The sequence below is a fragment of the Pseudomonas sp. NY8896 genome, from assembly GCF_039634505.1.
On the sequence record NZ_CP132350.1, the window covers coordinates 6182908 to 6207259 of the forward strand.

25 protein-coding genes and 1 riboswitch are annotated in these 24352 nt (G+C 63.4%); of the genes, 10 read left to right on the forward strand and 15 right to left on the reverse strand.

The genetic code is table 11. The features are described 5' to 3' along the window. Positions 1–23: 23 nt before the first annotated feature. Positions 24–1235, reverse strand: coding sequence for a glycosyltransferase (locus Q9451_RS27935; protein ID WP_012270304.1), 1212 nt, complete (start codon positions 1233–1235; stop codon positions 24–26). A gap of 288 nt (positions 1236–1523) precedes the next feature. After that, the gene (locus Q9451_RS27940) at positions 1524–3701 is read right to left on the reverse strand and encodes a TonB-dependent siderophore receptor (protein WP_012270303.1); all 2178 of its coding nucleotides are present in this window, start codon (positions 3699–3701) and stop codon (positions 1524–1526) included. Positions 3702–3883: 182 nt separating this feature from the next. On the opposite strand from Q9451_RS27940, the gene Q9451_RS27945 reads away from it, so the two are divergent. The 3 genes from Q9451_RS27945 to Q9451_RS27955 all read left to right on the forward strand — a co-directional run bounded on the left by Q9451_RS27945 (position 3884) and on the right by Q9451_RS27955 (position 6895). Beyond that, positions 3884–4576, forward strand: coding sequence for a response regulator transcription factor (locus Q9451_RS27945; protein ID WP_012270302.1), 693 nt, complete (start codon positions 3884–3886; stop codon positions 4574–4576). Then, positions 4576–5922 (forward strand): sensor histidine kinase, encoded by a 1347-nt coding sequence (locus tag Q9451_RS27950; RefSeq protein ID WP_012270301.1) that lies wholly within the window; start codon positions 4576–4578, stop codon positions 5920–5922. The genes Q9451_RS27945 and Q9451_RS27950 overlap by 1 nt, the downstream gene beginning before the upstream one ends. An 82-nt stretch (positions 5923–6004) precedes the next feature. After that, positions 6005–6895, forward strand: a complete 891-nt coding sequence (locus Q9451_RS27955; RefSeq protein WP_012270300.1) for an alpha/beta hydrolase — start codon at positions 6005–6007, stop codon at positions 6893–6895. Positions 6896–6931: 36 nt separating this feature from the next. Here Q9451_RS27955 and Q9451_RS27960 read toward each other — a convergent pair whose 3' ends face one another. Continuing rightward, the gene (locus Q9451_RS27960; protein ID WP_012270299.1) at positions 6932–8137 is read right to left on the reverse strand and encodes an RtcB family protein; all 1206 of its coding nucleotides are present in this window, start codon (positions 8135–8137) and stop codon (positions 6932–6934) included. Positions 8138–8229: 92 nt separating this feature from the next. Further along, positions 8230–8371, forward strand: a riboswitch (FMN riboswitch). 80 nt (positions 8372–8451) lie between these two features. On the opposite strand from Q9451_RS27960, the gene ribB reads away from it, so the two are divergent. The 5 genes from ribB to Q9451_RS27985 all read left to right on the forward strand — a co-directional run bounded on the left by ribB (position 8452) and on the right by Q9451_RS27985 (position 14425). Beyond that, on the forward strand, positions 8452–9102 hold the full coding sequence (gene ribB / locus Q9451_RS27965) for a 3,4-dihydroxy-2-butanone-4-phosphate synthase (RefSeq protein ID WP_012270298.1): 651 nt from the start codon (positions 8452–8454) through the stop codon (positions 9100–9102). 197 nt (positions 9103–9299) lie between these two features. Then, positions 9300–9542, forward strand: coding sequence for an exodeoxyribonuclease VII small subunit (locus Q9451_RS27970; RefSeq protein ID WP_012270297.1), 243 nt, complete (start codon positions 9300–9302; stop codon positions 9540–9542). After that, the gene (gene ispA, locus Q9451_RS27975) at positions 9539–10426 is read left to right on the forward strand and encodes a (2E,6E)-farnesyl diphosphate synthase (protein WP_345960818.1); all 888 of its coding nucleotides are present in this window, start codon (positions 9539–9541) and stop codon (positions 10424–10426) included. The genes Q9451_RS27970 and ispA overlap by 4 nt, the downstream gene beginning before the upstream one ends. A 106-nt stretch (positions 10427–10532) precedes the next feature. Continuing rightward, on the forward strand, positions 10533–12428 hold the full coding sequence (gene dxs / locus Q9451_RS27980) for a 1-deoxy-D-xylulose-5-phosphate synthase (protein WP_012270295.1): 1896 nt from the start codon (positions 10533–10535) through the stop codon (positions 12426–12428). Between the two features lie 122 nt (positions 12429–12550). After that, on the forward strand, positions 12551–14425 hold the full coding sequence (locus Q9451_RS27985) for a TonB-dependent receptor (RefSeq protein WP_041166361.1): 1875 nt from the start codon (positions 12551–12553) through the stop codon (positions 14423–14425). Here the strand turns inward: Q9451_RS27985 and Q9451_RS27990 are convergent. The 12 genes from Q9451_RS27990 to nrdR form a co-directional block, all read right to left on the reverse strand. Then, positions 14403–15215 (reverse strand): cobalamin-binding protein, encoded by an 813-nt coding sequence (locus Q9451_RS27990; RefSeq protein WP_012270293.1) that lies wholly within the window; start codon positions 15213–15215, stop codon positions 14403–14405. The two genes, Q9451_RS27985 and Q9451_RS27990, sit on opposite strands and share 23 nt — an antisense overlap. Further along, positions 15215–15634 (reverse strand): hypothetical protein, encoded by a 420-nt coding sequence (locus Q9451_RS27995; RefSeq protein WP_012270292.1) that lies wholly within the window; start codon positions 15632–15634, stop codon positions 15215–15217. The genes Q9451_RS27990 and Q9451_RS27995 overlap by 1 nt, the downstream gene beginning before the upstream one ends. Next, positions 15631–16248 carry a GTP cyclohydrolase II gene (gene ribA / locus Q9451_RS28000; protein WP_012270291.1) on the reverse strand — a complete coding sequence of 206 codons (618 nt, stop codon included), beginning with the start codon at positions 16246–16248 and terminating at the stop codon, positions 15631–15633. Before ribA ends, Q9451_RS27995 begins: the two co-directional genes overlap by 4 nt. 129 nt (positions 16249–16377) lie before the next feature. After that, positions 16378–17121 carry a transporter substrate-binding domain-containing protein gene (locus tag Q9451_RS28005; RefSeq protein WP_012270290.1) on the reverse strand — a complete coding sequence of 248 codons (744 nt, stop codon included), beginning with the start codon at positions 17119–17121 and terminating at the stop codon, positions 16378–16380. 16 nt (positions 17122–17137) lie between these two features. Further along, the gene (locus Q9451_RS28010) at positions 17138–17641 is read right to left on the reverse strand and encodes a phosphatidylglycerophosphatase A (protein WP_003255391.1); all 504 of its coding nucleotides are present in this window, start codon (positions 17639–17641) and stop codon (positions 17138–17140) included. Beyond that, positions 17638–18606, reverse strand: a complete 969-nt coding sequence (gene thiL / locus Q9451_RS28015; protein ID WP_012270289.1) for a thiamine-phosphate kinase — start codon at positions 18604–18606, stop codon at positions 17638–17640. Before thiL ends, Q9451_RS28010 begins: the two co-directional genes overlap by 4 nt. Positions 18607–18624: 18 nt before the next feature. After that, positions 18625–19125: a transcription antitermination factor NusB gene (nusB, locus tag Q9451_RS28020; protein ID WP_003255393.1), complete on the reverse strand. Its 501-nt coding sequence runs from the start codon at positions 19123–19125 to the stop codon at positions 18625–18627. Next, positions 19122–19598, reverse strand: coding sequence for a 6,7-dimethyl-8-ribityllumazine synthase (ribE, locus tag Q9451_RS28025; RefSeq protein ID WP_003255395.1), 477 nt, complete (start codon positions 19596–19598; stop codon positions 19122–19124). Before ribE ends, nusB begins: the two co-directional genes overlap by 4 nt. A 91-nt stretch (positions 19599–19689) precedes the next feature. After that, positions 19690–20781, reverse strand: a complete 1092-nt coding sequence (ribBA, locus tag Q9451_RS28030) for a bifunctional 3,4-dihydroxy-2-butanone-4-phosphate synthase/GTP cyclohydrolase II (protein ID WP_012270288.1) — start codon at positions 20779–20781, stop codon at positions 19690–19692. Between the two features lie 18 nt (positions 20782–20799). Continuing rightward, positions 20800–21465 (reverse strand): riboflavin synthase, encoded by a 666-nt coding sequence (locus Q9451_RS28035; RefSeq protein WP_003255399.1) that lies wholly within the window; start codon positions 21463–21465, stop codon positions 20800–20802. Between the two features lie 43 nt (positions 21466–21508). Continuing rightward, a complete protein-coding gene (gene ribD / locus Q9451_RS28040) occupies positions 21509–22639 on the reverse strand; it encodes a bifunctional diaminohydroxyphosphoribosylaminopyrimidine deaminase/5-amino-6-(5-phosphoribosylamino)uracil reductase RibD (protein ID WP_012270287.1) in 1131 nt (376 codons plus the stop codon). A 2-nt stretch (positions 22640–22641) separates the two neighbouring features. Beyond that, on the reverse strand, positions 22642–23106 hold the full coding sequence (gene nrdR / locus Q9451_RS28045) for a transcriptional regulator NrdR (RefSeq protein ID WP_012270286.1): 465 nt from the start codon (positions 23104–23106) through the stop codon (positions 22642–22644). Between the two features lie 106 nt (positions 23107–23212). Between nrdR and Q9451_RS28050 the strand changes: the two genes are divergently transcribed. Both Q9451_RS28050 and Q9451_RS28055 read left to right on the forward strand, forming a co-directional pair. After that, a complete protein-coding gene (locus Q9451_RS28050; protein WP_012270285.1) occupies positions 23213–23665 on the forward strand; it encodes a YbaY family lipoprotein in 453 nt (150 codons plus the stop codon). Beyond that, complete coding sequence (locus Q9451_RS28055; protein ID WP_012270284.1) at positions 23666–24325, forward strand: 50S ribosomal protein L11 methyltransferase; 660 nt, start codon at positions 23666–23668, stop codon at positions 24323–24325. The last annotated feature ends 27 nt before the right edge of the window (positions 24326–24352 follow it).

The following is a 24352-nucleotide window of genomic DNA, read 5'->3' on the forward strand; positions in this document are numbered from 1 at the left end:
CCGGCAGATCCTCGTACGTGGCGTCAGATGTGCGGGCTGGCCGAGAGCTTCAAGCTGCTCTTCAGGAATTCCTCACGAACCTGATGCATCTGCAAGTGGGTTTTCCCCGTCGCATAGTCCAGCCCCGCGAGCCCCATTTTCAGCGCCAGCTCGGGGTGCCGCGCCGCATATCGAATACGGTCAGCCAAACTGGACGGGTTACCGGTTTCAAACGTGAGCGCATTGTGCCTGCTGGTAATATCCTGCACCCCGGATGTGTCGGAGCCGATGACGGGAACGCCCTGGCTGAACGCATCGAATATGATTCGGGGTTGTTCCTGCTTCAATGTCGGGACCAACAGCCAGTCATGCTGGGCAATGATCGTGAAAAAGTCTTTGCCATAATCGACTGCGCTCTGAAACCTCACCGCGACGGCGCCACGGTACTCAGCGGCAAAGCGTAGGCAGTGCGCTTTCAAATCCCCGTCACCCATGAGAGTGATCGTGATTTCAACGCCTTCGACGTTCAGTTGTTCAATGGCTTCAAGAACGACCATGACACCTTTATCCACGACCAGGCGTGAGGGGTAAAGCAAGTTGAGTGTACGCTCACGCCTACCTTCGAATCGCCTCCTGACTGCCTCCGGGGCCGCCATGTACTGCTTATCGAGCCAGCTGGCAGGGTTAATTAACGTGTGGCTATTGTTGCCCCCGAGAAAATATTCCTTGTAGAAAGATTGAGTGAATATCCTGGCGTTTGCCAGCTTCAAACAGCGTTTCAACAGGAGGGAGTGTGCGTAGTGCTCGATGACTGCCCTGAACGTCCGCGTATCACCCTGGCCCAGCATCCAGAATGAAGACTCTATGACAACAACCCATTGAAAGCGAAACAGGGGTTTCAGGGGCAGCAGGTAGAAGGACAACGGAAATGCCCAACCGGCACCGTCGGAATGCACGACCCTCGCCGATTTACAGGCTTTGGCGACGCACATGAAATTGGGTAGGAAATTCTTTAATACAGAGGCAAGCCCATAGTCTTTTCTCAAGCCGTAAAGCCATTTCACATTCAGATGACTAATGCTTTGCAACCCTTCGACGTTGTTGCTTTTTTCAACAGGGCAGCAGATGCCGAAGTTTTCTATGTAGCTCAGATGAAGCTCTATATCCTTGACCCACAAAGGGTCAGTAAAAAGTTCACCTTGCTCGTTTACAACAATCGGTATTCGGGTAAACAGGATATATGGGTCTTCAATCATATTCCCCTCACAGGGATGCCTGGACACGATCAGTTGAATTGTCTACATGGGGCCTACTCCTCAAAACCAGCCGTCCATCTCAACAACGTTTCAGCGTCCTTGCAGACCTCCTGCACACGCAGTAAGCACTCCGCTAGGGCTACACTCTAGTGCGACTCAACCGATTGCACACGCAGTGCTGCAAAAAAACCAGGCGGTCGTGGCGCCGGTAAGCCGGCGCCAAAAACAGTCATGCCAAACTAGCTATATATATCGTTCAATGAGCGCCGCACCTGGGATATCGACGCATCAGAAGTCATACCGCGCGCCAACCATCATGCTGCGCGACGGCCCGTAAAAGTTGAATGTCGAAGTTGACCCCACCCGCGACAGGTAGTCCCGATCGAACAGGTTGTTGACGTTGAAGGTGGCCGTCAGCTTCGAGGTAACCGGGTACGACAGCATCGCATCCACTGTGGCATAGCCCGGTGCATCGATACGCACACCGCCATTTTCGGAATAGAAGTTGCTCATCGCCGATATGCCGCCACCCACGGCCAGGCCAGTCAGCGGCCCTTGGTTGATGGTGTATTTGCTCCACAGTGATGCCTGGTTGCGCGGCATGATGAAGAAGGTGGTTTCGGCGTCACCCTTGACGGTTTCGGTTTCCATCCAGGTGTAGCCGGCCAGCAGTTCCCAATTTGCCGTCAGCTTGCCGCTCACTTCTACTTCCGCGCCCTTCACACGTGTCTTGCCGGCTGCAACGGAGTCGGTAGTTGCTACGCCATCAGCGTCGTACAGCGTGGTGGCGCGGTTCTTGTCGGTCAGCCGGAACACCGACAACCGGGTATTCAGGTCGCCGCCAAAGTAGCTGCTCTTCAGGCCGAGCTCATACTGCTCGCCTTCACGCGGCTTCAGCACGCGGCCGTTGCTGTCAGTGTCGGACTGCGGCTTGAACACCTGCGAGTAGCTGGCATACAACGCGTGGTTATCGGTCAGGTCGTAGACCAGGCCGCCATATGGAGTGAAGTGACCGTCCACGCGTTTGCTGTCATTGGTGGTGGCGCCGCTGCTCAGGGTAGTGGTGTAGAAGTCACCGCGATACCAGCTGAAACGGCCACCGGCGATCAGCGCCAGGCGATCGATCGGGCGGAACGTAACCTTGGAGTACAGCCCGTATTCCTCTTCCTGCATGCCGGTTTCGGTGCTGTAGTTGGGCGACGGCTTGGCGAACTGCTTCGGCGAATAGGTGTTGACGTTGATGGCACCCAGGTTGGTGGTGCCGTTGAGGTACTCGGTATCGTAGTTCTTATAGTCGCTGCCGACCACGAACTCGCTGACCTGGCCGAATGTTTCGAACGGCTGGCTGTAGCTGGCGTCCAGCGAGTAGGTGTCCTGGGTGAAATCGCGGGCGCTGGCGCGTTCGGAGTTGGCACCGGTAGTGGCGTTGGTCGCAGTGAAGGCATACAGGTAATTTGTATCGCGGTGCGAGCCACGGGCAGCGACACGGCCGTAGCCACCGTTATCGAAGCGGTGGGTCAGTTCGGCGACCAGGTCGGTGGTCTTGCCGTCGAAGTAGTTCCAGTCGGCCCCCAGGAAACGCGAATGGCTGAAGTCGGGCACTTCACCGGACAACGTGGCCGGGTAGCCGTTGTGCGGGGTGATGTTCTTCACTTCGTGCATCAGCCCGAACGACAGCGTGGTGGCCTCGTCCAGGTCGATGTCCAGCGCACCGTAGTAGCTGTTGCTGGTGTTGGCGTTGTAATCGACTTCGCCATTGGTGTCGTCACGGGATGCGATGAAGCGCCCGCGCACGCGGCCGGCGTCATCCAGCGGCCCGCTCAGGTCGATTTCCTCGTGGTTGGTGTCCCAGGTGCCGTAGCTGCCTTCGATGTGGCCCTGGAATTCGGCCGTCGGGCGCTTGCGCACCATGTTGACGATGCCACCCAGTTCACTGGTACTGCTGAACAGCCCAGCCGGGCCACGCATGATTTCGACTCGGTCGAACGCCGCCAGCGACGGCACAGTGCCGAAGATACTGGCCATGGGGGCCGGCAGGCCGTCGATGTTGAATTCGCTGTACTCGTAGCCACGGGCGTAGATTGACGAGCGGCCGCTATCGTTGGTCAGGGTGCGCAGGCCGGCGGTGTACTTGGCCAGGTCATCCAGGTGCACGAACTGGCGGTCCTTGACGTAGTCCTGGGTGTAGACGGTGATGGACTGGGGAATGTCCTTTAGCGCTGCTGGCGTCTTGGTGCCCACTGTAGCGGCATCGACGCTGTAGCCCCCGGTTTCTTCCGATGGCAGCATGTCGTAAAGGCGGTTGCCCTCGATGGTCAATGCTGGCAGGTCGAGCGAGGCATCCTCGGCTGCCGCCTGAGTCGCTACCGTTTCAGCCAGTGCCGACAACGAAAATGGCGCCAGCAGCCCCAGTACCAGCCAGCCCCGCACCCGTCGCGGGCTCCCCACACCTTTGAAACCGTTCATGCCACACCCTTCGCCCAAGTGATAATAATTCGCAAACGAAACAAGTTGCTTTTTGCGAACGATACCGGAGCGAAAACGGGGGTGCAGCATCATTAACCTTCTTAACACATTGGGGCGTTGCCCTCGGACCGCTGGCAATGGGATGATTCGTAACTGATAGAAGTTCTCATTCAAGGCTTGCCGTGCCCACCTCACTTCTCCTTGTCGAAGACGACCCTCGCCTGCTTCAAGACCTGGAACGCCATTTCCTCAACCGCGGTTTCCAGGTGCACGCCTGCGCCAGCGGCACCCAGGCCCTGAATGCGATACAGCAATCGCAGTTCGATTTGGTGCTGTTGGACATCATGCTGCCAGGCATCGACGGCCTCAGCCTGCTCGACGAGCTGCGCCGACAACAGGCGGTACCGGTCATGCTGATGTCGGCGCTAGGCGCCGAGCAAGATCGCATCAGCGGCTTTACCCGTGGCGCGGACGATTACCTGCCCAAGCCCTTCAGCCTGGCGGAGCTGGATGCCCGGGTCGACGCCTTGCTGCGGCGTGTGGCATTCGACCGTGGCACGGCGCTGCGTACCGACGTCGGCGAGGTGATGCTGGACCACGACCGTCAAGACGTTATCCACAACGGCAATGCCGCTGGCCTCACCGCTTCCGAATTCCGCTTGCTGGTGACGCTGCGGGCGCACCCCGGCGAAGCCTTGAGCAAACCCTTCCTGTACCAGAGCGTGCTGCACCGGGCCTATACCCGCCTGGACAGGGGCCTGGACGTGCATGTGTGCAACCTGCGCCGCAAGCTGGCCGACATCAGTGCCCAGCACCTGCAGATCCAGGCCGTGCGTGGCCAAGGGTATGTCCTGATCGACACGGAACAGCCCTGATGCGTCGCCACCCTTTGCTATGGAAACTGGCGGTACTGCAGGTCAGCTTCTGCCTGCTGCTGGTCTGGCTGATCTGGACCTGGGGCCTGTCGGTAGAGCGCAGTACCTACTTCCTGTCCCAGGCCGACCAGGATTACCTGGCCCGCTATGCACAACAAGCCGAACAGGCCTGGAACCAGGGCGGCGCGGAAGGCGCCGAGGCCTGGCGCAGGCAACTGGAACAAGCCGAGGACACCTGGGTTGCCTTGGTCGGGCCGCACCTGCAAAGCCTTGGCACCACGCCACTGAATGCCGAGCAAGCCAGCCACCTGACCTTCATGCGCAAACTCGACTGGCCAATGAGCCGGCGCCTGCAGGATGAGCTGCCGTATGTCAGCATCGAGTTCCCGCAACACCCCGAGCACGGCCGCCTGGTGCTGCAACTGCCCGAGCGCCTGCTGCCCACCGGCCTGACACCGTGGACCCATGTGATCACCCACGGCGTTGCACCCGCACTGCTCGCACTGCTGCTGGGCCTGGCGTTGTACCGACATTTGGTCGTACCGCTGAACCGCCTGCGCGACCGCGCCGACGCCCTGCGTGCCGACGACCTGGACAGCCCCGCCCTGCCCCTGCAGGAACGCCGTGACGAGCTGGGTGAACTGGCACAGGCCTTCGAACACATGGCCGGGCGCCTGCGCCAGAGCCTGGAACAACAGCGCCTGCTGTTGCGCACACTGTCTCACGAATTGCGCACGCCACTGGCGCGGCTGCGCATTGCCCATGACAGCGACTTGCCACCGCCACAACTGCGCGAACGCCTGGACCGCGAAGTCGCCGACATGCAAAAGCTGCTGGAAGACACGCTGGACCTGGCCTGGATGGACACCGAACAGCCCAGCCTGCCGACCGAACCGGTGTTGATGCTTTCGGTATGGGAAGCACTGTGCCAGGACGTTTGCTTCGAAAGCGGCTGGGCCCCGTCGCGCCTGCCGTGTTCGCTCGGTACCGACTGCCGGGTACAGGCTCACTTGGACAGCCTGGCCCAAGCCCTGGAAAACCTGCTGCGCAATGCCATTCGCCACTCGCCGGCCGAGGGCCGGGTGAGCCTGGATGGCTGGCGTGAGGGCGATTGCTGGCACCTGCGCCTGAGCGATCAAGGCCCCGGTGTGCCTGACATCGACCTGGAACGCATCTTCAAGCCTTACCAGCGCCTGGCCGGTAGCGGAGCGGGCTTCGGCCTGGGCCTGGCCATCGCCCGCCGCGCCATCGAGCTGCAAGGTGGCCGCTTGTGGGCCAGCAACGGCCACCCTGGCCTGTGCCTGCACATGACCTTGCCGCTTGCCAGGGACTGTTTAGAAAGTTAATGCGCTTTACGCTCAATCAGGACTGATTATCATCTTGGCGCACCCGCCTTGCGCTCCTCGCAAAGCCCTGACGAGACGCCTGATGAGCAAGATGACCCTGACGCTGGCTTTGGCACTGGCCCTTGCAGCCCCTGTCGCCCTGGCACAGCCCGAGCACAACCAGAAAATGGACACTTCGCTGCTGCAGCGCAAGGGCCTGGCGTACCGCTTCAGCCAGCTCGATATGGACTCGGCAGACGGCCAGCGCCACTACCGCCTGTGGGTCGGCCAGCCGAACCGCCCGGCACCCGCATCCGGGTATCCGGTGCTGTGGATGCTCGATGGCAATGCCGCGCTAGGGGCGCTGGACAGCCAGCAACTGGGCAAGCTCGCTGCCGGTCAGGCGCCATTGCTTGTGGCCGTGGGTTACCAGACCGACCAGCGTATCGAGCGAACTGCGCGCACCTATGACTACACCCCGGCATTGCCTGGGCGGACAGAACAACACGACCCGTTGACCGGGGAGCCCAGCGGCGGCGTGGAGGCGTTCGTTGACCTGCTGACCGGGCCCATGCGCAACAAGGTGGCTGGCGTGGCACCCATCAACCTGCGAAGGCAAACCCTGTGGGGCCACTCCTACGGCGGGCTGGCCGTGCTGCATACACTGTTCACCCGGCCCGGCGCATTCAGCGACTACGCCGCCGCCAGCCCATCACTGTGGTGGCATGACGGGGCCATCGTGCAGGAGGCGCGGGGGCTTGAGCAGCGCTTGGGCAACAACCCTGCGCGGCTGCTACTGATGCGGGGCAGCGAGGAACCTGCGAGCCCCAGGGCGCAGTTAAAGGGCGATGTGGAGAAGCCCGCGCGCGAACTGACGGCAGACCTGGCCAAGGTAAAAGGCCTTCAGGTGCGCTTCGAACGGTTCGAGGGGCTGGACCATGGGCAAATGCTGGGGGCTTCTTTGCGTACGGTGCTCAAGCAGCTGGCCAGATAACGACGTATCCGGGCCAGTTGTTCGAGGCGCTCCTGGCTAGCCCTTCACACACACCACCTGCCGCAGGGTGTGAACCACCTCGACAAGCGCCTGCTGGGCACGCATCACCGCGTCGATGTCCTTGTACGCCATCGGGATTTCGTCGATTACATCCTTGTCCTTGCGGCATTCCACATGCGCCGTGGCCCGCCGTTGGTCCTCGACGGTGAAGCGGCTTTTGGCCTTGGTCCGGCTCATCACGCGCCCAGCGCCATGGCTGCAGGAGCAGAACGACTCCTCATTGCCCAGCCCACGCACGATGAAGCTTCTGGCGCCCATGGAGCCTGGGATGATGCCCAACTGCCCCTTCTGCGCCGACACCGCCCCCTTGCGCGTGACCAACACTTCGCGGCCAAAGTGCTGCTCACGCTGTACATAGTTGTGGTGGCAGTTCACCGCTTCCAGGCTGGCCTCGAACGGTTTGCCCAGCGCCTTGCGAGCAGCGCCGACCACGGCCAGCATCATCAGCTCGCGGTTCTGCCGGGCGTAGTCCTGTGCCCACTCCACGGCCTGGACGTAGTCCGCGAAATGGCGACTGCCTTCCTCGAAATACGCCAGGTCCTTGTCCGGCAGGTTGGCCAGGTGCTGACGCATGTCGGCCTGGGCCAGTTCGATGAACAGGTTGCCGATGGCATTGCCCACACCGCGCGAGCCGCTGTGCAGCATGAACCAGACGCGGTCGGCCTCATCCAGGCACACTTCGATGAAGTGGTTGCCACCGCCCAAGGTGCCCAGGTGGTGACGGTTGTTGGTTTTCTCCAGGCGCGGGTACTTGTCGGTAATGGCCTTGAAGCGCCCGGCCAACTGGCCCCAGGCCTTGTCTGCCTTGGCCGGCACATCGGCCCAGGCGCCCTGGTCACGTTTGCCGAAGGTTTTGCCATGGGGCACCGCCTGCTCGATGGCGCTGCGCAGGCCATGCAGGTTGTCTGGCAGGTCACGGGCGTGCAAAGAAGTGCGCGCAGCGATCATGCCGCAGCCGATGTCCACGCCAACCGCTGCGGGAATGATCGCACCGACCGTGGGGATCACGCTGCCGATGGTCGAGCCCTTGCCCAGGTGCACGTCCGGCATCACCGCCAGATGCTTGAAGATGAACGGCATCCTGGCCGTGTTCATCAGTTGCCGGCGGGCGTCCTCCTCGACCGGCACGCCATCAGTCCATAATTTGACCGGCTTGCCGCCGGCGACTTGGAGAATGTCCATGGGGGTACTCCAGAAAGGCCATGCCTGCATGATACCGCCGAAGGTCGTAGAACAGCGGGTTGCCAGTGGGGTGGCACTGTGCGGTATGCTTGCCCGGTCTTCAGGGCGGGGTGAAAGTCCCCACCGGCGGTAAATCGAAAGATGAGCCCGCGAGCGCCCCGGCCATGCCGGGGGTCAGCAGATCTGGTGCAACTCCAGAGCCGACGGTCATAGTCCGGATGAAAGAAGGCGTCAGGCAGGGGCCATTCGGGCGCCCTTGCGCGCGCATTTTGTTCGCCCCGAGACGTTCATCGATCATTCACGAGGAGCGTTTCATGTCCACCCAGCACCTTTCGCAATTTCCCAATGTTTCCGCCGCCATCGCCGCCTTCCAGGCCGGGCGCCCTGTACTGCTGCTCGACGATAACGACCGCGAGGACGAAGCGGACATCATTGCCGCCGCCGAGAACATTACGTTGCAGACCATGGCCATGATGATCCGCGACTGCAGCGGTATCGTCTGCCTGTGCCTGGATGAAGCCACCGTCGACGCGCTGCAGCTGGCACCGATGGTGCAGAACAACCAGGCCCGCCACGGCACCGGCTTCACCGTCACCATCGAGGCAGCAGAAGGCATTACCACCGGGGTTTCTGCCCAGGACCGTATCACCACCATCGACGCGGCACTGCGTTCCAGCGCCGAACAGCGCCATATCGTCAGCCCAGGCCATGTGTTCCCGCTGCGCGCCCGCAATGGCGGGGTACTGACCCGCCGTGGGCACACCGAAGGTTCGGTTGACCTGGCGCGCCTGGCTGGCCTGCGCCCGGCGGCTGTGTTGTGCGAACTGATGAACCCCGATGGCAGCATGGCCCGGGGCGAGCAGGTGGCGGTGTATGCGCGGCAGTACAATTTGCCGGTGCTCACCATCGAAGAACTGGCGCGGTATCGTGAGGCCTTGTTGGAGCTGGAAGCAGAGCCAGCCTGATAGGTCACCTTCAGGTTGTTCGCGTTCACGCCCGCTGCCACAGGTACCCCACAGTTCTTCAAGGCTGTGGAGTACCTGTGGCAGCGGGGGTGCCCGCGAAAGAGCCCTTGATACCCACCTCATTGCCCCTGAAGTTTGCTCCCCCCGCCCCGCTCTGCTAGTGTCGCGCCGTTCTGAATGCCACCGAGACAGTCGCCATGGCCCGCAAAAAAGCCTCCCTCGATTTCGAGCAATCCCTCGCAGACCTGCAAGCACTGGTCGAGCGCCTGGAGAACGGCGAGTTGTCGCTGGAAGAGTCGCTGGCCGCCTTCGAACAAGGCATCGCCCTGACCCGTGATTGCCAGGGCGCCCTGGCCCAGGCCGAACAGAAGGTGCAAATTCTGCTGGAGCGCGACGGCGAGCTGGCTGCCCAGCCCTTCGACGCGGAGCCAGACGTATGATTGGTACCTACCAGGCCAGTTGCCAGGCGCGGGTCGATACCGCCCTCGAACCGCTGTTCATCGCCCCGACCAAAGAGCTGGAGCGCCTTTACGCCGCCATGCGCTACAGCGTGATGAACGGCGGCAAGCGCGTGCGCCCGTTGCTGGCCTACGCGGCCTGCGAAGCCCTGGGCGCACCCGCCGAACAGGCCAACGGCGCCGCCTGCGCGGTCGAGCTGATCCACGCTTACTCGCTGGTGCATGACGACCTGCCGGCCATGGACGACGACGACCTGCGTCGCGGCCAGCCAACCACTCACAAAGCGTTCGATGAAGCCTGCGCCATCCTGGCTGGCGACGGCCTGCAGAGCCTGGCGTTCAGCGCCCTGCTCGACCCACACCTGAGCCCGCAGGCAGACAACATCCGCCTGGCCATGGTCCAGGCATTGGCCAAGGCTGCCGGCCCGGCCGGCATGGTCGGCGGCCAGGCCATCGACCTCGGCTCAGTGGGCCTGAAGCTGGACCAGCAGGCGCTGGAATTCATGCACCGACACAAGACCGGCGCGCTGATCGAAGCCAGCGTCCGCCTCGGCGCCCTGGCCAGTGCCCGCGCCGAACAAGCGCAGCTCGATGCCCTGCAAACTTATGCACAGGCCATCGGCCTGGCATTCCAGGTGCAGGACGATATCCTCGATGTGGAAAGCGATACCGCCACCCTGGGTAAACGCCAGGGCGCCGACATAGCCCGTGACAAACCGACCTATCCGGCCCTGCTGGGCCTGGAAGCGACCAAGGCCTATGCAATCGAACTGCGCGACCAGGCGCTGATCGCACTGCAAGGGTTCGGTGAAACGGCCGAGCCGCTGCGGGCGCTGGCGCGCTACATCGTCGAACGCCGTAACTGATGGATTGGGGCCGCTGCGCGCCCCATGCGACACCCGTCTGAATGGGCAGTATTTCCTACAATGGGGTAAACTGCCGCGTCTTCACACACCTATAACGACTCGCCTGATGCCCACGACGTTTCAAGAGATCCCCCGCGAACGCCCGGTCACGCCGTTGCTCGACCGCGCTGACACGCCTGCCGGCCTGCGCCGGTTGGCCGAAGCCGACCTGGAGACCCTGGCCGACGAATTGCGCCAGGAACTGCTCTATACCGTGGGGCAGACCGGTGGGCACTTTGGTGCCGGTCTGGGCGTGATCGAGCTGACCATCGCCCTGCACTACGTGTTCGACACCCCGGACGACCGGCTGGTGTGGGACGTGGGCCACCAGGCCTACCCGCACAAGATCCTCACCGGGCGCCGTAACCGCATGCTCAGCCTGCGCCAGAAGGACGGCATCGCCGCCTTCCCGCGCCGCAGCGAAAGCGAGTACGACACCTTTGGCGTCGGCCACTCCAGCACCTCCATCAGCGCCGCGCTGGGCATGGCCATTGCCGCCCGTCTGCAAAACAGTGCACGCAAGTCGATCGCGGTGATCGGCGATGGCGCGCTGACCGCCGGTATGGCCTTCGAGGCGTTGAACCACGCCCAGGAGGTCAACGCCGACATGCTGGTGATCCTCAACGACAACGACATGTCGATTTCGCGCAATGTCGGCGGCCTGTCCAACTACCTGGCCAAGATCCTCTCCAGCCGCACCTACGCGAGCATGCGCGAAGGCAGCAAGAAAGTGCTGTCGCGCCTGCCAGGTGCCTGGGAAATCGCCCGCCGCACCGAGGAGTACGCCAAGGGCATGCTGGTGCCAGGTACGCTGTTCGAAGAGCTGGGCTGGAACTACATCGGCCCGATCGACGGCCACGACCTGCCGACCATGATCGCCACCTTGCGCAACATGCGTGACCTGAAGGGCCCGCAGTTCCTGCACGTGGTGACCAAGAAGGGCAAGGGCTTCGCCCCGGCCGAGGTCGACCCGATCGGCTACCACGCCATCACCAAGCTGGAGCCAGCCGACAAGCCAGCCGCGCCGAAGAAAGTCAGCGGCCCGAAATATTCCGCCGTGTTCGGCCAGTGGCTGTGCGACATGGCCGCCGCCGATAACCGCCTGGTGGGCATTACCCCGGCGATGAAGGAAGGCTCGGACCTGGTCGACTTCAGCGAACGCTACCCGCAACGCTACTTCGACGTGGCCATCGCCGAGCAGCACGCCGTGACCCTGGCGGCCGGCATGGCCTGCGAGGGCAGCAAGCCGGTGGTGGCGATCTACTCCACCTTCCTGCAGCGTGCCTACGACCAGCTGATCCACGACGTGGCCGTGCAGAACCTCGACGTGCTGTTCGCCATCGACCGCGCCGGCCTGGTCGGCGAAGACGGCCCGACCCACGCCGGCAGCTACGACCTGTCGTACCTGCGCTGCATTCCGGGCATGCTGGTGATGACGCCTAGCGACGAGAACGAGCTGCGCAAGATGCTCAGCACCGGCCACCTGTACAACGGCCCAGCGGCCGTGCGCTACCCGCGTGGCACTGGCCCGAACGCGCCGATCAGCGGTGACCTGCAGCCACTGGAAATCGGCAAGGGCGTGGTTCGCCGCCAAGGCGAGAAAATCGCCCTGCTGGTGTTCGGCGTGCAACTGGCCGAGGCCATGCAGGTGGCCGAGCAGATCAACGCCACGGTGGTCGACATGCGCTTCGTCAAGCCGCTGGACGAGGCCTTGGTGCTGGAGCTGGCTGGCAGCCACGAACTGCTGGTGACCATCGAAGAGAACGCCATCATGGGTGGTGCGGGCGCTGCCGTGGGTGAGTTCCTGGCCAGTCAGGCGGTGCTCAAGCCGCTGCTGCACCTGGGGCTGCCGGATATCTATGTCGAGCACGCCAAGCCTGCGCAAATGCTGGCAGAGTGCGGGCTGGATGCAGCCGGGATCGAGGCTTCGGTGAAGGCTCGCATGGCCAAGCTCGGGCTGTAACCCTCGGGGCCACTTTGCGGCCCATCGCAACACAAGGCCGCTTCTACAGAGGAACGCGGACTCCTGTAGGAGCGGCCTTGTGTCGCGATCGAGGGCGCAGCCCTCGCAATATGGTACTGCCCATGAAAACCCCAACCTTCGCCACCCTGCTCTGCCTCCCTCTTCCGCTGCTGGCCACTGAGCGCGACGACGCCCTCAAGCTCCCCGACGTATTGATCAGCGCCAGCCGCCAAGTCGAATCGCGCACCGCTACCAGCGCCGCCAACACCGTCTTCACCCGCACCGACATCGACCGCCTGCAACCCACCAGCGTCACCGACCTGCTCACCCGCGTGCCCGGCGTGCAGGTGGCACCTACCGGTGGCCGTGGCAGCCTGCCTGGCATCTTCATTCGCGGCACCAAGGCAGCACAAAGCCTGGTGCTGGTCGATGGCGTGCGCATCGCCAACGCCACCTCCGGCGACAGCGGCCTGCAGTTTCTCGACGTCGACCAGATCGAGCGCATCGAAGTGCTACGCGGCTCGCGCTCGGCGGTGTACGGCAGCGATGCCATTGGCGGTGTGATCCAGATTTTCACCCGCCGTAGCAATGGCCCCGGCCTGCAGCCGCGCCTGCGCATGGCCGCTGGCAGCAACCAGACCTTTCAACGCAGCCTGGGGCTTTCTGGCGGCAACGATGCGACCCGCTTCAACCTGGGCGCCAGCCTGGATGAAACTGCCGGCATCGACTCGACCGGGCCGTCCTTCGACAGCGATGGCGACCACGACGCCTACCGCAACCGATCGCTCAACCTGAGCCTGAGCCATACGTTCAACGAACGTTTCGAGGCAGGTGTAAACCTGCTCGACAGCCGCGGGCGCAGTGAATACGACAATCCGTACGGGCGACTCGATGAAGATACCTGGCTGAGTTATCCACAACAGCCCTACACCGATTTCAGCGTCAGCAGCCTGGGCGGCTGGTTCGATGCCCAACTCAACGACGCCTGGCACTCGAGGCTGGAACTGGGCCACAGCGAAAACCGCGACGACAAACGCGACAAACTCAGCGACCAGCGCTTCATTTACAACACCTATCGTGATCAGGTCACCTGGCAGAACGATCTCGCCTTCGACGACCAAAACCAACTGATGCTCGGTGGCGATTGGTACGAGGAACGCTTCCATGGCACGGCGAACTTCAGCGAAGACAGCCGCTGGAACCGCGCCGCCTTCGCCCAGTACCGTTTTACCGGGGAACACTTCTCGAGCGAGCTCGGCGTACGTCACGACCGCAACCAACAGTACGGCGACCAGACCACTTGGAACGCCAGCCTTACCCTTCCATTGAATTCCCGCAACGACCTACTGGCGTCTTACAGCGAAGGGTTTCGCGCCCCCACTTTCAATGACCTCTACGACGTACAGTACGGTAACCCGGACCTGCGCCCCGAGCACTCGAAGAGTTACGAGCTGCAATGGCGCAGCCAACTGGCCAGCCATACCCGACTGGAAGCCTCGCTGTATCGCACCGACCTACGCGATGCGATCAACTACGACCCAACGCTCAGGCGACCCGGCAATGTCGACAATGCACGCATCAATGGCTTCGAGTTGTCGTTGCTGCAGGAGTGGGCTGGCTGGACCTCTCAGTTGGGGGTGAGCATGATTGATCCCCGAGACCGCGAAAGCGGACATACCCTGCAGCGACGCGCCCGTCGCACGTTGAACCTTGACCTGGATCGTCAGTTCGAACGCTTCAGCGTGGGCGCGAGCTGGCAGGCTGTCAGCGGCAGCTACGACGATCCATCGAACAATGAGCACATAGGTGGCTATGGACTTGTCGGCCTACGAGGCGGCATGCGCCTGACGACGGATGTAGAGCTTGAACTGAAGCTCGACAACCTGCTGGACAAACAGTACAGCCGAGCCATGTACAGCTTCGATGGCAGCCAGTACGGCTACCGCGAAGAAGGCCGCACGCTGCTGTTCAGCGTTACCTGGACACCGGTGCTTTAGCCGCGAGCAACGCGCACAGGCGGGCGGTGGCCTCGATCATCTGCCCGCTGGGGCGCTCCAGGCCTTTGTCAGGCACCACCAGCAGGCGCCCATCAGCCACGGCTCGAAGCTGCGGCCAGGCCTTCCAGCTGGCCAACTGTGCCTGATCGCCGGCCAGGATGACCTGCGGATCACGCAGCAGTACAGACTCCACACTCACCTGCGGTGCCGGCTGGCTGAGGTCGGCAAATACGTTGCGCGCCCCGCACACGGCCAGGGCGTCGCTCACCACCTGGCGGCCACCGAGCGTGTACAACGGCCTATCCCACACTTGATAGAACACCTGCAAGGGTTCGTCTCGCCCATACTGCTGGCGCAGCTGCTGCAGCCGCTTGCGCAGGGCTTGAGCGTACGCGTGGCCTTGCTCGGCACGCCCAATGCGCCCGGCAATGGCCTCGATCTGCTCGATCAGTTGGTCGATGTCATGGGGTTCGGCACTGAAGGTGGCAATGCCCAGGCGCTTGAGCTGGTCGCGCTGGGCGGGCGATACGCTGCCAGGCCACAGCAACAACAAGTCGGGGCGCAGGCTGAGCAAACGCTCCATGTCCAGCTGCCCTTGGCGCCCGACCGAGGGCAAGTCGCCCAGGGCAGCCGGCCGTTCGCCACCGTCGAGCACGCCCACCAACAAGTCGTCGGCCTGCAGCTCAAGCATGATTTCAGTCATCGAGGGGGCCAGGCTGACCACCCGCAAGGGGTCGGCGGCCAGCGCGGTGCAGGCTAACAGCGCCAGCAGGCCAGGCAGCAGGCGCATCAGCCGAGCTGACGCGGAATACGATAGAGGTACAGCACTACCACCGTGGACAATGCCAGCAGGATCTGCGGCACCGCCTCCAGACCGACAAGCACCGTCAGCGCTGCGACCCAGGCTGGGAAGCAGGCATACAGCATGGCCACGCGCCGTACCCGCGCCAGTTCGATCCAGGCGCCAGGTTCTTCGCCCGTGCCGAGCACTTTGGAGGTGGCGATCAGTGCACGCTTGTAGGCGCCGAAGCGCGGCAAGCTGAGGAACATGGTGGCCGCACCGGCGATGAACAGTGGCATGGCCAGCACCGGGATCAGCGCATCACCACCACCAAAGGCCCAGGCCATGACCGGCAGCGGCACCAGGCCCACGGCCAGGTACTGCCACCAGGCCAGCGCCAGGCGCCGCTTGACCTCGGCGCGTGTCACGCCTGTGGCGCCTCGCCCTGGTGCTCGTTGCCCAGCATGTGGCCCAACTTGCCGGCCTTGGTCGCCAGGTAGTAACGGTTGTGCGGGTTGTGCCCGGTGTGCAGCGGCACACGCTCGGCAACCACGATATTCATGTCGGTCAGGGCTTTGACCTTGCGTGGGTTGTTGGTCATCAGGCGCAGCGACTTCACGCCCAAGTGCTCGAGCATCGGCAGGCACATGGCGTAGTCACGCTGGTCGGCGGCAAAGCCCAGACGCTCGTTGGCTTCGACGGTGTCGGCGCCGCCATCCTGCAGTTCGTAGGCACGGATCTTGTTCAGCAGGCCGATGCCACGGCCTTCTTGACGCAGGTACAGCAGCACGCCACGGCCTTCGCGGGCGATGGCCTGCAGCGCGGCTTCCAGCTGCGAGCCGCAATCGCAGCGCTGGCTGAACAGGGCATCGCCGGTCAGGCACTCGGAGTGCAGGCGCCCCAGCACCGGCTGGCCGTCCGCGATATCACCCAGGCTGAGCACCACATGCTCACGGCCAGTGGCTTCGTCGAGAAAGCCATGCATGGTGAAGGTCGCGAAGGGAGTCGGGAGTTTAGAGGCGGCAACAAAGACGACGGGCACGTTGTGCTCCTGGAATAAGTTGAAAATTTCTCGTGGGCCGATTGTATCAGCAGGTAGCGGAATGTGGGCCGGCTCAATACCGTGGGTTAAGATCGAAAAGTTCGATGCTTAGGTCAAGCAGGCCCGGCTTCAATGGGGTTTGCTATCGGCACTGAACGGATACGGCTGCTTCCAGCGTTCGAAGATCGGCTTCAGCTCGCCGCTGCGTACCAGCTCGGCCATGCGCTTGTCGAACAGGTCGCACAGAGCCTTGGCCTGGTCGTTGCGGGCGAAAGCCAGGTACAGCGGCAGTTCGGCCACATGGGTACGACGGAAGCGCTCGGGCTGCGAAGACTGGCTCAGGACATAATCGACTTCGGTCTGCGCATCGATGTAGAAGTCCACGCGATCATGCTCAAGCATCGGCAAGATGCCTTCACGGCGCTGAATCTCGCGAAATTCGTGCACATCAGGCAAGTAGCTGCCGTAGTCGTAGCCACGCACCCAGGCCAAGCGATATTTGCCCACGTTCTGCGGTGTAGGCACTGGCTTGCTGGCCAGCCCCAGGGCGTAGATATGGTCCATGTCGAAGTGCCAGCGCGGGTACAGATTGTCGTCGTTTTCTTCCTTGTACGAGCCAACCCAGGCATCAGCCTCGCCGCGCTTCACCAGGCCGACCGCACGGCTGTAGGGCGCGCTCTGGGTAACCACCTTGACTCCGGCCGGCTCGAACACCTTGCGCAACACGTCCCAGGCCACCCCGGTACCGTCGGCGTTGGTGTAGTCGAGCCACTCCTCGCTGACCAGATGGATCTGCTTGGGTACGCCTTCGGCAGCGCTCACCCACGGGGCGACACTCAGCAGCATTGCCAGCAGCACAGTCCTTATGGCCATTCACGCGCTCCCTGTTTCAGGCAACCGCCCACACCAGAACCTGCATGCCCAGCCAGGCGAAAACACCGGCCAGGATATCGTCGAGCATGATGCCGACACCCCCGTGCACATGGCGGTCGATCCAGCGGATTGGCCACGGCTTGAGGATGTCGAAGAAGCGGAACATCAGGAACCCTGCCAGCAGCCACTGCCAGCCTTCCGGCACTAGCCAGAGGGTGATCCACATGCCGACAATCTCGTCCCAGACAATGCCTTCATGGTCGTGTACGCGCAAGTCATTGGCAACTTTGCCGCACAACCAGAAGCCAAACAGCATGCTGACGCCGAGCAACAGCCAGTAACCCCAGTCGGGCAGCATCTGCCACAGCGGGATGAACGGTATGGCAACCAGCGAGCCCCAGGTACCCGGTGCCTTGGGCAAGGTGCCGGAACCGAAGCCAAACGCGATGAAGTGCCATGGGTTGCGCCAGACCGAGGGCGGAACGAACTCCGCAGGCACCTGATTGGGGTGATCGGTCACGGTGTCTCCCTAAAGTGTTGATAGCCCCGCTGAACGGGGGTGATGTCCTGGCCTTGCGCGTCGCGCAAGGTCACGCCCTGCCCTTCGAGCACTCGGCCGATGGTATGCACTTCGATAGTGTCGAAGGCAGCCAGGGGCGCGAGCGCCTCGGGCGGCAAAGTGAAGGCCAGTACGTAATCGTCGCCACCGGTGAGCGCTGCCCGCACCGCAGCTTCACGACCGAGGAAGGCTTCCAAAGCAGGAGACACTGGTACTTGCGCCAGGTTCACCTCCAGCGCAACGCCGGACGCCTTGGCGATATGCCCACAATCGGCGAGCAACCCGTCGGAGATATCCAGTGCCGCTGTGGCCCGGCCACGCAGCAGTGCGCCAAGGGTGAGCTGTGGCATTGGCGACCAGTAGTGGGCCAACAACGGCTCGGCTTGCGCAGCCGGCGCCTCGCGCTCACCGAGTACCAGCGGCAATGCACCGGCAGCCTTGCCCAGCGAACCACCGACACACAGCAGGTCGCCAGGCCGTGCGCCGCTGCGGCGCAAGGCCTGGCCTACCGGCACGCGACCAAACACGGTCACAGTGATACTCAACGGGCCGCGAGTGGTGTCGCCACCAATCAGGCTCATGCGGCAACGCTGGGCCATGCGGCTGAGGCCGTCGGCATAGGCCGACAGCCAGCCAGGGCCAACGTCAGGCAGGGTCAGGGCGAGGGTAAAGCCGATTGCAGTCGCGCCCATGGCTGCCAGGTCACTGGCCGCCACGGCCAACGAACGCTGGCCGAGCAGCAACGGATCGCAAGCAACAGGAAAATGCACCCCGGCGACCAGGGTGTCGGTGGACACCGCCAGTTGCTCACCGGGGGGAAGATCCAGCAGGGCGCAGTCGTCGCCGATCCCCAGGGCCACGCCCTCGCCGCCCTGCGCACAGGGCGCGGCGGCGAAGTAATGGTTGATCAGCTCGAACTCACCCATGGCCAGGCTGCGCCAGGATCAGCGCTTGTTCGCCTTGACTTCTGCTTCACGCAGGGCCGGGGCGAGCTTGTCCAGCACGCCGTTGACAAACTTGTGGCCGTCGGTGGCACCGAAGACCTTGGCCAGCTCCACGCCTTCGTTGATCACCACGCGGTACGGAACGTCGACGCGCTTGATCAGCTCCCAGGTGGACAGGCGCAGCACGGCCAGCTCGACCGGGTCGAGCTCTTCCAGTGCGATGGTCATGCAAGGCACCAGTGCCTTGTCGATTTCGCCCTTGATTGCCGGGACCCCGTGCAGGATCTCGCGGAAATAGGCACCGTCGACATCGGTGAAATCGTTATCGACCCGGAACTGCGCTTCGATCTCGTTCAGCGAATGCTGGGCCATGTGCCACTGGTAGAGGGCCTGGGTCGCGAGCTTGCGGGCTTCGCGGCGCTTGGCGCTCTTGGAGGGCTTGCCGGCATCCGCAGGTTTTGGATCGCGCGGGTTGAAACGATCGCTTTCGTCGCTAATCACTTGGCCTCCAACTGCGCCAGCAGGCTGACCATTTCCAGAGCGGACAGGGCAGCTTCAGCACCTTTGTTGCCAGCTTTGGTGCCGGAACGCTCGATGGCTTGCTCGATGGAGTCGACGGTCAGTACGCCGAAGGCCACCGGTACACCGAACTCCATGGACACCTGGGCCAGGCCCTTGGTGCATTCGCCCGCCACGTATTCGAAGTGCGGGGTACCACCACGAATCACAGCGCCCAGGGCGATGATCGCGTCGTAGGCGCCTTGCTGGGCGACCTTCTGTGCTACCAGCGGGATTTCAAAAGCACCGGGGGCACGGATGATGGTGATGTCGCTTTCGCTGACACCGTGGCGAACCAGGGCATCAACGGCACCGCTTACCAGGCTTTCGACGACGAAGCTGTTGAAGCGGCCAACCACCAAAGCATAGCGACCTTTGGGGGCGATGAAGGTACCTTCGATGGTCTTCAGGGTCATTCCGATATTCTCATCTTCAAGAGCGAGGCCGCATACAAGCGGCCTCGACAGGGGTCTGGACTCGAGCAGAGGGCGTCAATGCCGCCTCAAGTCACTCGGAGGGCACGTATTCTACAACTTCCAGATCGAATCCGGATATCGCGTTGAACTTCATCGGCGAACTCATCAGGCGCATCTTGCGCACACCAAGGTCGCGCAGGATCTGCGAACCGGCACCCACGGTGCTGTAGGTGGTCGGTGCCTTGGTCGGTGCATCACCCGCGCTTTCACGAATGTGCGCCAGCAGCACGTCGCCATCCAGCGGGTGGCCCAGCAGCAAGACCACGCCACTGCCAGCCTCGGCCACGGCAGCCATGGCTGCGCGCAGGCTCCAGCGGCCCGGCTGCTTGACCAGCAGCAGGTCGCGCAGCGGGTCCATGTTGTGCACACGCACCAAGGTCGGCTCTTCGGCGCAGATCTTGCCCAGGGTCAGGGCCATGTGCACGTCGCCTTCCACCGCATCACGGTAGGTGACCAGGTTGAATTCACCCAGCTCGCTCTCCACCGGCTGCTCGGAAACACGCTGCACGGTGCGCTCGTGGATCATGCGGTAGTGGATCAGGTCGGCGATGGTGCCGATCTTCAGACCGTGCTCGGCGGCAAACACCTCCAGCTCGGCGCGACGCGACATGGTGCCATCGTCGTTCATCACTTCGCAGATCACGCCGCTTGGCTCGAAACCAGCCATGCGCGCAAGGTCGCAGGCGGCTTCGGTGTGGCCAGCGCGAGCCAGGGTGCCACCTGGCTGGGCCATCAACGGGAAGATGTGGCCAGGGCTGACGATGTCTTCGGCCTTGGCATCCTTGGCTGCGGCAGCCTGCACGGTGCGTGCGCGGTCAGCGGCGGAAATACCGGTGGTGACGCCTTCGGCGGCTTCGATCGATACGGTGAACTTGGTGCCGAAGCCCGAGCCGTTGCGCGGTGCCATCAGTGGCAGCTTCAGCGTTTCGCAACGCTCGCGGGTCATCGGCATGCAGATCAGACCACGGGCGTGCTTGGCCATGAAGTTGATGTGCTCGGGCAGGCAGCATTCGGCTGCCATGATGATGTCGCCTTCGTTCTCGCGGTCTTCGTCATCCATGAGGATGACCATTTTGCCCTGGCGGATGTCTTCGACCAGTTCTTCGATGCTGTTGAGCGCCACGCGGCACCCCCTTCTCAATCAGGATTTCAAGAAGCCGTTGGCGGCCAGGAAGCTTTCGGTAATGCCACTGCCCTTGCTCGGCTCGGCGGCCTTGTCACCCAAAAGCAAACGCTCCAGATAACGGGCCAGCAGGTCGACCTCAAGGTTTACCCGACGCCCTGCACGGTAGTCGGCCATGATGGTTTCGGACAGGGTGTGCGGGACAATGGTCAGCTCGAATTCGGCGCCATTGACCTCATTGACCGTCAGGCTGGTGCCGTCGACGGTGATCGAACCCTTGTGGGCGATGTACTTGGCCAGTTCCTTGGGTGCGCGTACGCGGAACTGGATGGCGCGGGCATTATCGCTGCGCGAAATGATTTCGCCGACTCCGTCGACGTGGCCACTGACCAGGTGCCCACCCAGACGGGTGGTGGGAGTCAGGGCCTTTTCCAGGTTGACCTTGCTGCCGCTCTTGAGGTCGATGAAGGCGGTGCGCTTGAGGGTTTCGACGCTGACGTCGGCCCAGAAGCCGTCGCCCGGCAGCTCCACGGCGGTCAGGCACACACCGTTGACGGCGATGCTGTCGCCGAGCTTGACGTCACCCAGGTCGAGCTTGCCGGTTTCGACGTAGACGCGCACGTCGCCACCCTTGGGGGTCAGGCTGCGGATGGTGCCGATGGATTCGATGATGCCGGTGAACATGGGGTCTTCCTCAAAAAGCGGTTTGCGCGGGGCAAGCCCGGCATTATACGCCGGGCGCCGGCAAGGGGATGGCCGTGACCCGCCAGTCATCGCCCACTGCGCGCATTTCGGTAATTTTCAGCCTTGGTGCCTCGCTCATCTTGCCCAGCGGCCAGTCCAGCAGCGGCCGGGCCTGGGAGCCAAGGAAGGTGCCGGCGACAAACAGCTGGTACTCATCGACAAGGCCTTGCTGGGCAAAGGCGCCGACCAGGCCGGCACCGGCTTCCAGCAGGATTTCGTTGACACCTCGGGCCGCCAGGGCTTGCAGCAGCGCCGGCAAGTCGACCTGGCCATTGTCACCCGGCAGGCTGAGCAACTCGTGGCCGGCAGCGGCATAACGCGGGTCATCTGCGACAGCAGCCACCACCAGCGCCGGCCCGGCTTGGAAGAAAGCCGCATCCAGCGGCAGGCGCAGGCGACTATCGACCAGCACCCTCAGCGGTGTACGGCTGAGTGCCAGGGCGGTGGTTTCGGCATCCAGGCCCAGCTCGGTGCCACGCACGGTCATTCGTGCATTGTCGGCCAGCACACTGGCAGCGCTGGTCAGCACCACGCTGGAACGGGCGCGCAAGCGCTGCACCGCCGAACGGGCAGCCGGGCCGGTGATCCACTGGCTTTCGCCACTGGCCATCGCGGTGCGGCCATCCAGGCTCATGGCCAGCTTGGCGCGGACGAACGGCAGGCCGTGCTCCATGCGCTTGAGGAAGCCCGGGTTCAGTGCGCGGGCTTCGGTTTCGAGCACGCCGCTGGCGACTTCAATGCCTGCCTCGGCCAAGCGCTGCAAGCCCTGGCCTGCCACTTGCGGGTTGGGGTCCTGCATGGCCGCCACCACTCGCGCCACACCGGCCTTGACCAGTGCTTCGGCGCACGGCGGCGTGCGGCCATGATGGCTGCACGGTTCAAGGGTGACGTAGGCACAGGCGCCAATGGCGCGCTCACCAGCCTGGCGCAGGGCGTGCACTTCGGCATGCGGCTCGCCGGCACGCACGTGCCAGCCTTCACCGACCACTTCGCCATCGCGCACGATCACGCAGCCCACGCGCGGGTTCGGGTGAGTGGTGTACAGGCCTTTGCGCGCCAGCTCCAGCGCGCGGGCCATGTAATGGGCGTCGAGGACGGCAGCTTGGCTGGGCATGTTCACTCTCTAGCAGGCTCACGGGCCAGGCGGTCGATTTCTTCGCGGAACTCGTCGAGGTCCTGGAAGCGCCGGTACACCGAGGCAAAGCGGATATAGGCCACTTCATCGAGCTTGCGCAGCTCGGCCATGACCATTTCACCTACCACCAGCGATTTGACTTCGCGCTCGCCGGTCGCGCGCAGGCGGCTCTTGATGTGCGCCAGCGCCGCTTCCAGGCGCTCGACGCTGACCGGGCGCTTTTCCAGAGCCCGTTGCATGCCGGCGCGCAGCTTTTCTTCGTCGAAAGGCTGGCGTGTGCCGTCCTGCTTGATCAGCCGGGGCAGCACCAGCTCGGCGGTTTCGAAGGTAGTGAAGCGCTCGCCACAGGCCACGCATTCGCGGCGGCGGCGCACCTGCTCGCCCTCGGCAACGAGGCGAGAGTCGATGACCTTGGTGTCGTTGGCACCGCAAAAGGGACAGTGCATGGTGGCAGGCAACAAAAAAAGGGAGGGCCATGGTAGCGCATTGCACTGGCAAGACAAGCCAAAGGGGTTAACATCCATGGGAAATCTGCCCGTTAAGGACTCCCCCATGCACTACCGAGCGCTCGTCGTGCTGTGCTGCGCCGCCCTGCTCGCCGCCTGCGGCAGCGACAGGCCGAAGACCGACAACCTCCCAGCCCCCACGCCCGCCCGCTCGGCCAAGCAGGCCGAAGTACTGGGCCCGCTGCCGGCCTACCAGCGCGAGCTGAGTGGCACCTTGCTGGAAATTCCGGCCGGTGCCAACGTGGAGCTGGCCTTGCTGGTCATCGACGAACGCGACCGCCCGCAAGGCCTGCTGGCCAGCAGCACCCTGACCGGTACCGGCCAGGCCCTGCCCTATCACCTGCGCTTCAACCCCGAAGCCTTCCCGGCCGGTGCGCGGGTCGAGCTGCGTGGCCGTGCCAGCAGCTCCGGCCAACTGATCATGCACCTGCCCCCCGTGCGCATTACCCAGGCCCAAACCCAAGCCACTGGCCCGCTGCGTTTCGAGAAGGCGCCGTAAGTGGCACCGCTGGCCCTGCAACAGGCGCTCAGCGGCCTGATAGGCGAAGCGCGCCTGGTCGTCAGCGAACTGCCCGGCTGCGACCTGAAGCTGTGGCTGATCGATGACCAGAACATGGACCGGGCCTTCAGCAGCGAAGAAACCCGGCGCATTCTGGAAGAACCGCCCTACTGGAGCTTTTGCTGGGCCAGCGGCCTGGCCATGGCCCGCTACCTGGCCGAGCGCCCCGAATGGGTGGCGGGCAAGCGCGTGCTGGACTTCGGCGCAGGCTCCGGTATCGCTGGCATTGCCGCAGCACGCGCTGGCGCGCTGGAAGTGGTGGCGTGCGACCTCGACCCGCTGGCCCTCGACGCCTGCCGCGCGAATGCCGCGCTGAACGGCGTCGAGCTGAACTACAGCAGCGATTTCTTCGCCGAAGGCGACCGTTTCGACCTGATCCTGGTTGCCGACGTGCTGTACGACCGCGCCAACCTGCCACTACTGGATGCCTTCCTTGGCCGCGGTCGCCAGGCCCTGGTGGCCGACTCACGGGTACGCGATTTCAGCCACCCGCTGTACCGGCAGTTGGGCGTGCTTGAAGCACTCACCCTGCCAGACCTGGCCGAGCCGCACGAATTCCGCCGGGTCAGCCTGTACCACGCCAGCCGCGACGCCTTATAGTGGTGCCATTCACGAGTTTGCGAGAGT

Bases quoted from the DNA above. Each gene is read 5' to 3' on its own strand.
- Q9451_RS27935 (WP_012270304.1), bottom strand. From the start codon at position 1,235: ATGATTGAAGACCCATATATCCTGTTTACCCGAATACCGATTGTTGTA.
- Q9451_RS27940 (WP_012270303.1), bottom strand. From the start codon at position 3,701: ATGAACGGTTTCAAAGGTGTGGGGAGCCCGCGACGGGTGCGGGGCTGG.
- Q9451_RS27950 (WP_012270301.1), top strand. From the start codon at position 4,576: ATGCGTCGCCACCCTTTGCTATGGAAACTGGCGGTACTGCAGGTCAGC.
- Q9451_RS27955 (WP_012270300.1), top strand. From the start codon at position 6,005: ATGAGCAAGATGACCCTGACGCTGGCTTTGGCACTGGCCCTTGCAGCC.
- Q9451_RS27960 (WP_012270299.1), bottom strand. From the start codon at position 8,137: ATGGACATTCTCCAAGTCGCCGGCGGCAAGCCGGTCAAATTATGGACT.
- ribB (WP_012270298.1), top strand. From the start codon at position 8,452: ATGTCCACCCAGCACCTTTCGCAATTTCCCAATGTTTCCGCCGCCATC.
- Q9451_RS27970 (WP_012270297.1), top strand. From the start codon at position 9,300: ATGGCCCGCAAAAAAGCCTCCCTCGATTTCGAGCAATCCCTCGCAGAC.
- ispA (WP_345960818.1), top strand. From the start codon at position 9,539: ATGATTGGTACCTACCAGGCCAGTTGCCAGGCGCGGGTCGATACCGCC.
- dxs (WP_012270295.1), top strand. From the start codon at position 10,533: ATGCCCACGACGTTTCAAGAGATCCCCCGCGAACGCCCGGTCACGCCG.
- Q9451_RS27985 (WP_041166361.1), top strand. From the start codon at position 12,551: ATGAAAACCCCAACCTTCGCCACCCTGCTCTGCCTCCCTCTTCCGCTG.
- Q9451_RS27990 (WP_012270293.1), bottom strand. From the start codon at position 15,215: ATGCGCCTGCTGCCTGGCCTGCTGGCGCTGTTAGCCTGCACCGCGCTG.
- Q9451_RS28005 (WP_012270290.1), bottom strand. From the start codon at position 17,121: ATGGCCATAAGGACTGTGCTGCTGGCAATGCTGCTGAGTGTCGCCCCG.
- thiL (WP_012270289.1), bottom strand. From the start codon at position 18,606: ATGGGTGAGTTCGAGCTGATCAACCATTACTTCGCCGCCGCGCCCTGT.
- ribE (WP_003255395.1), bottom strand. From the start codon at position 19,598: ATGACCCTGAAGACCATCGAAGGTACCTTCATCGCCCCCAAAGGTCGC.
- Q9451_RS28035 (WP_003255399.1), bottom strand. From the start codon at position 21,465: ATGTTCACCGGCATCATCGAATCCATCGGCACCATCCGCAGCCTGACC.
- ribD (WP_012270287.1), bottom strand. From the start codon at position 22,639: ATGCCCAGCCAAGCTGCCGTCCTCGACGCCCATTACATGGCCCGCGCG.
- nrdR (WP_012270286.1), bottom strand. From the start codon at position 23,106: ATGCACTGTCCCTTTTGCGGTGCCAACGACACCAAGGTCATCGACTCT.
- Q9451_RS28050 (WP_012270285.1), top strand. From the start codon at position 23,213: ATGCACTACCGAGCGCTCGTCGTGCTGTGCTGCGCCGCCCTGCTCGCC.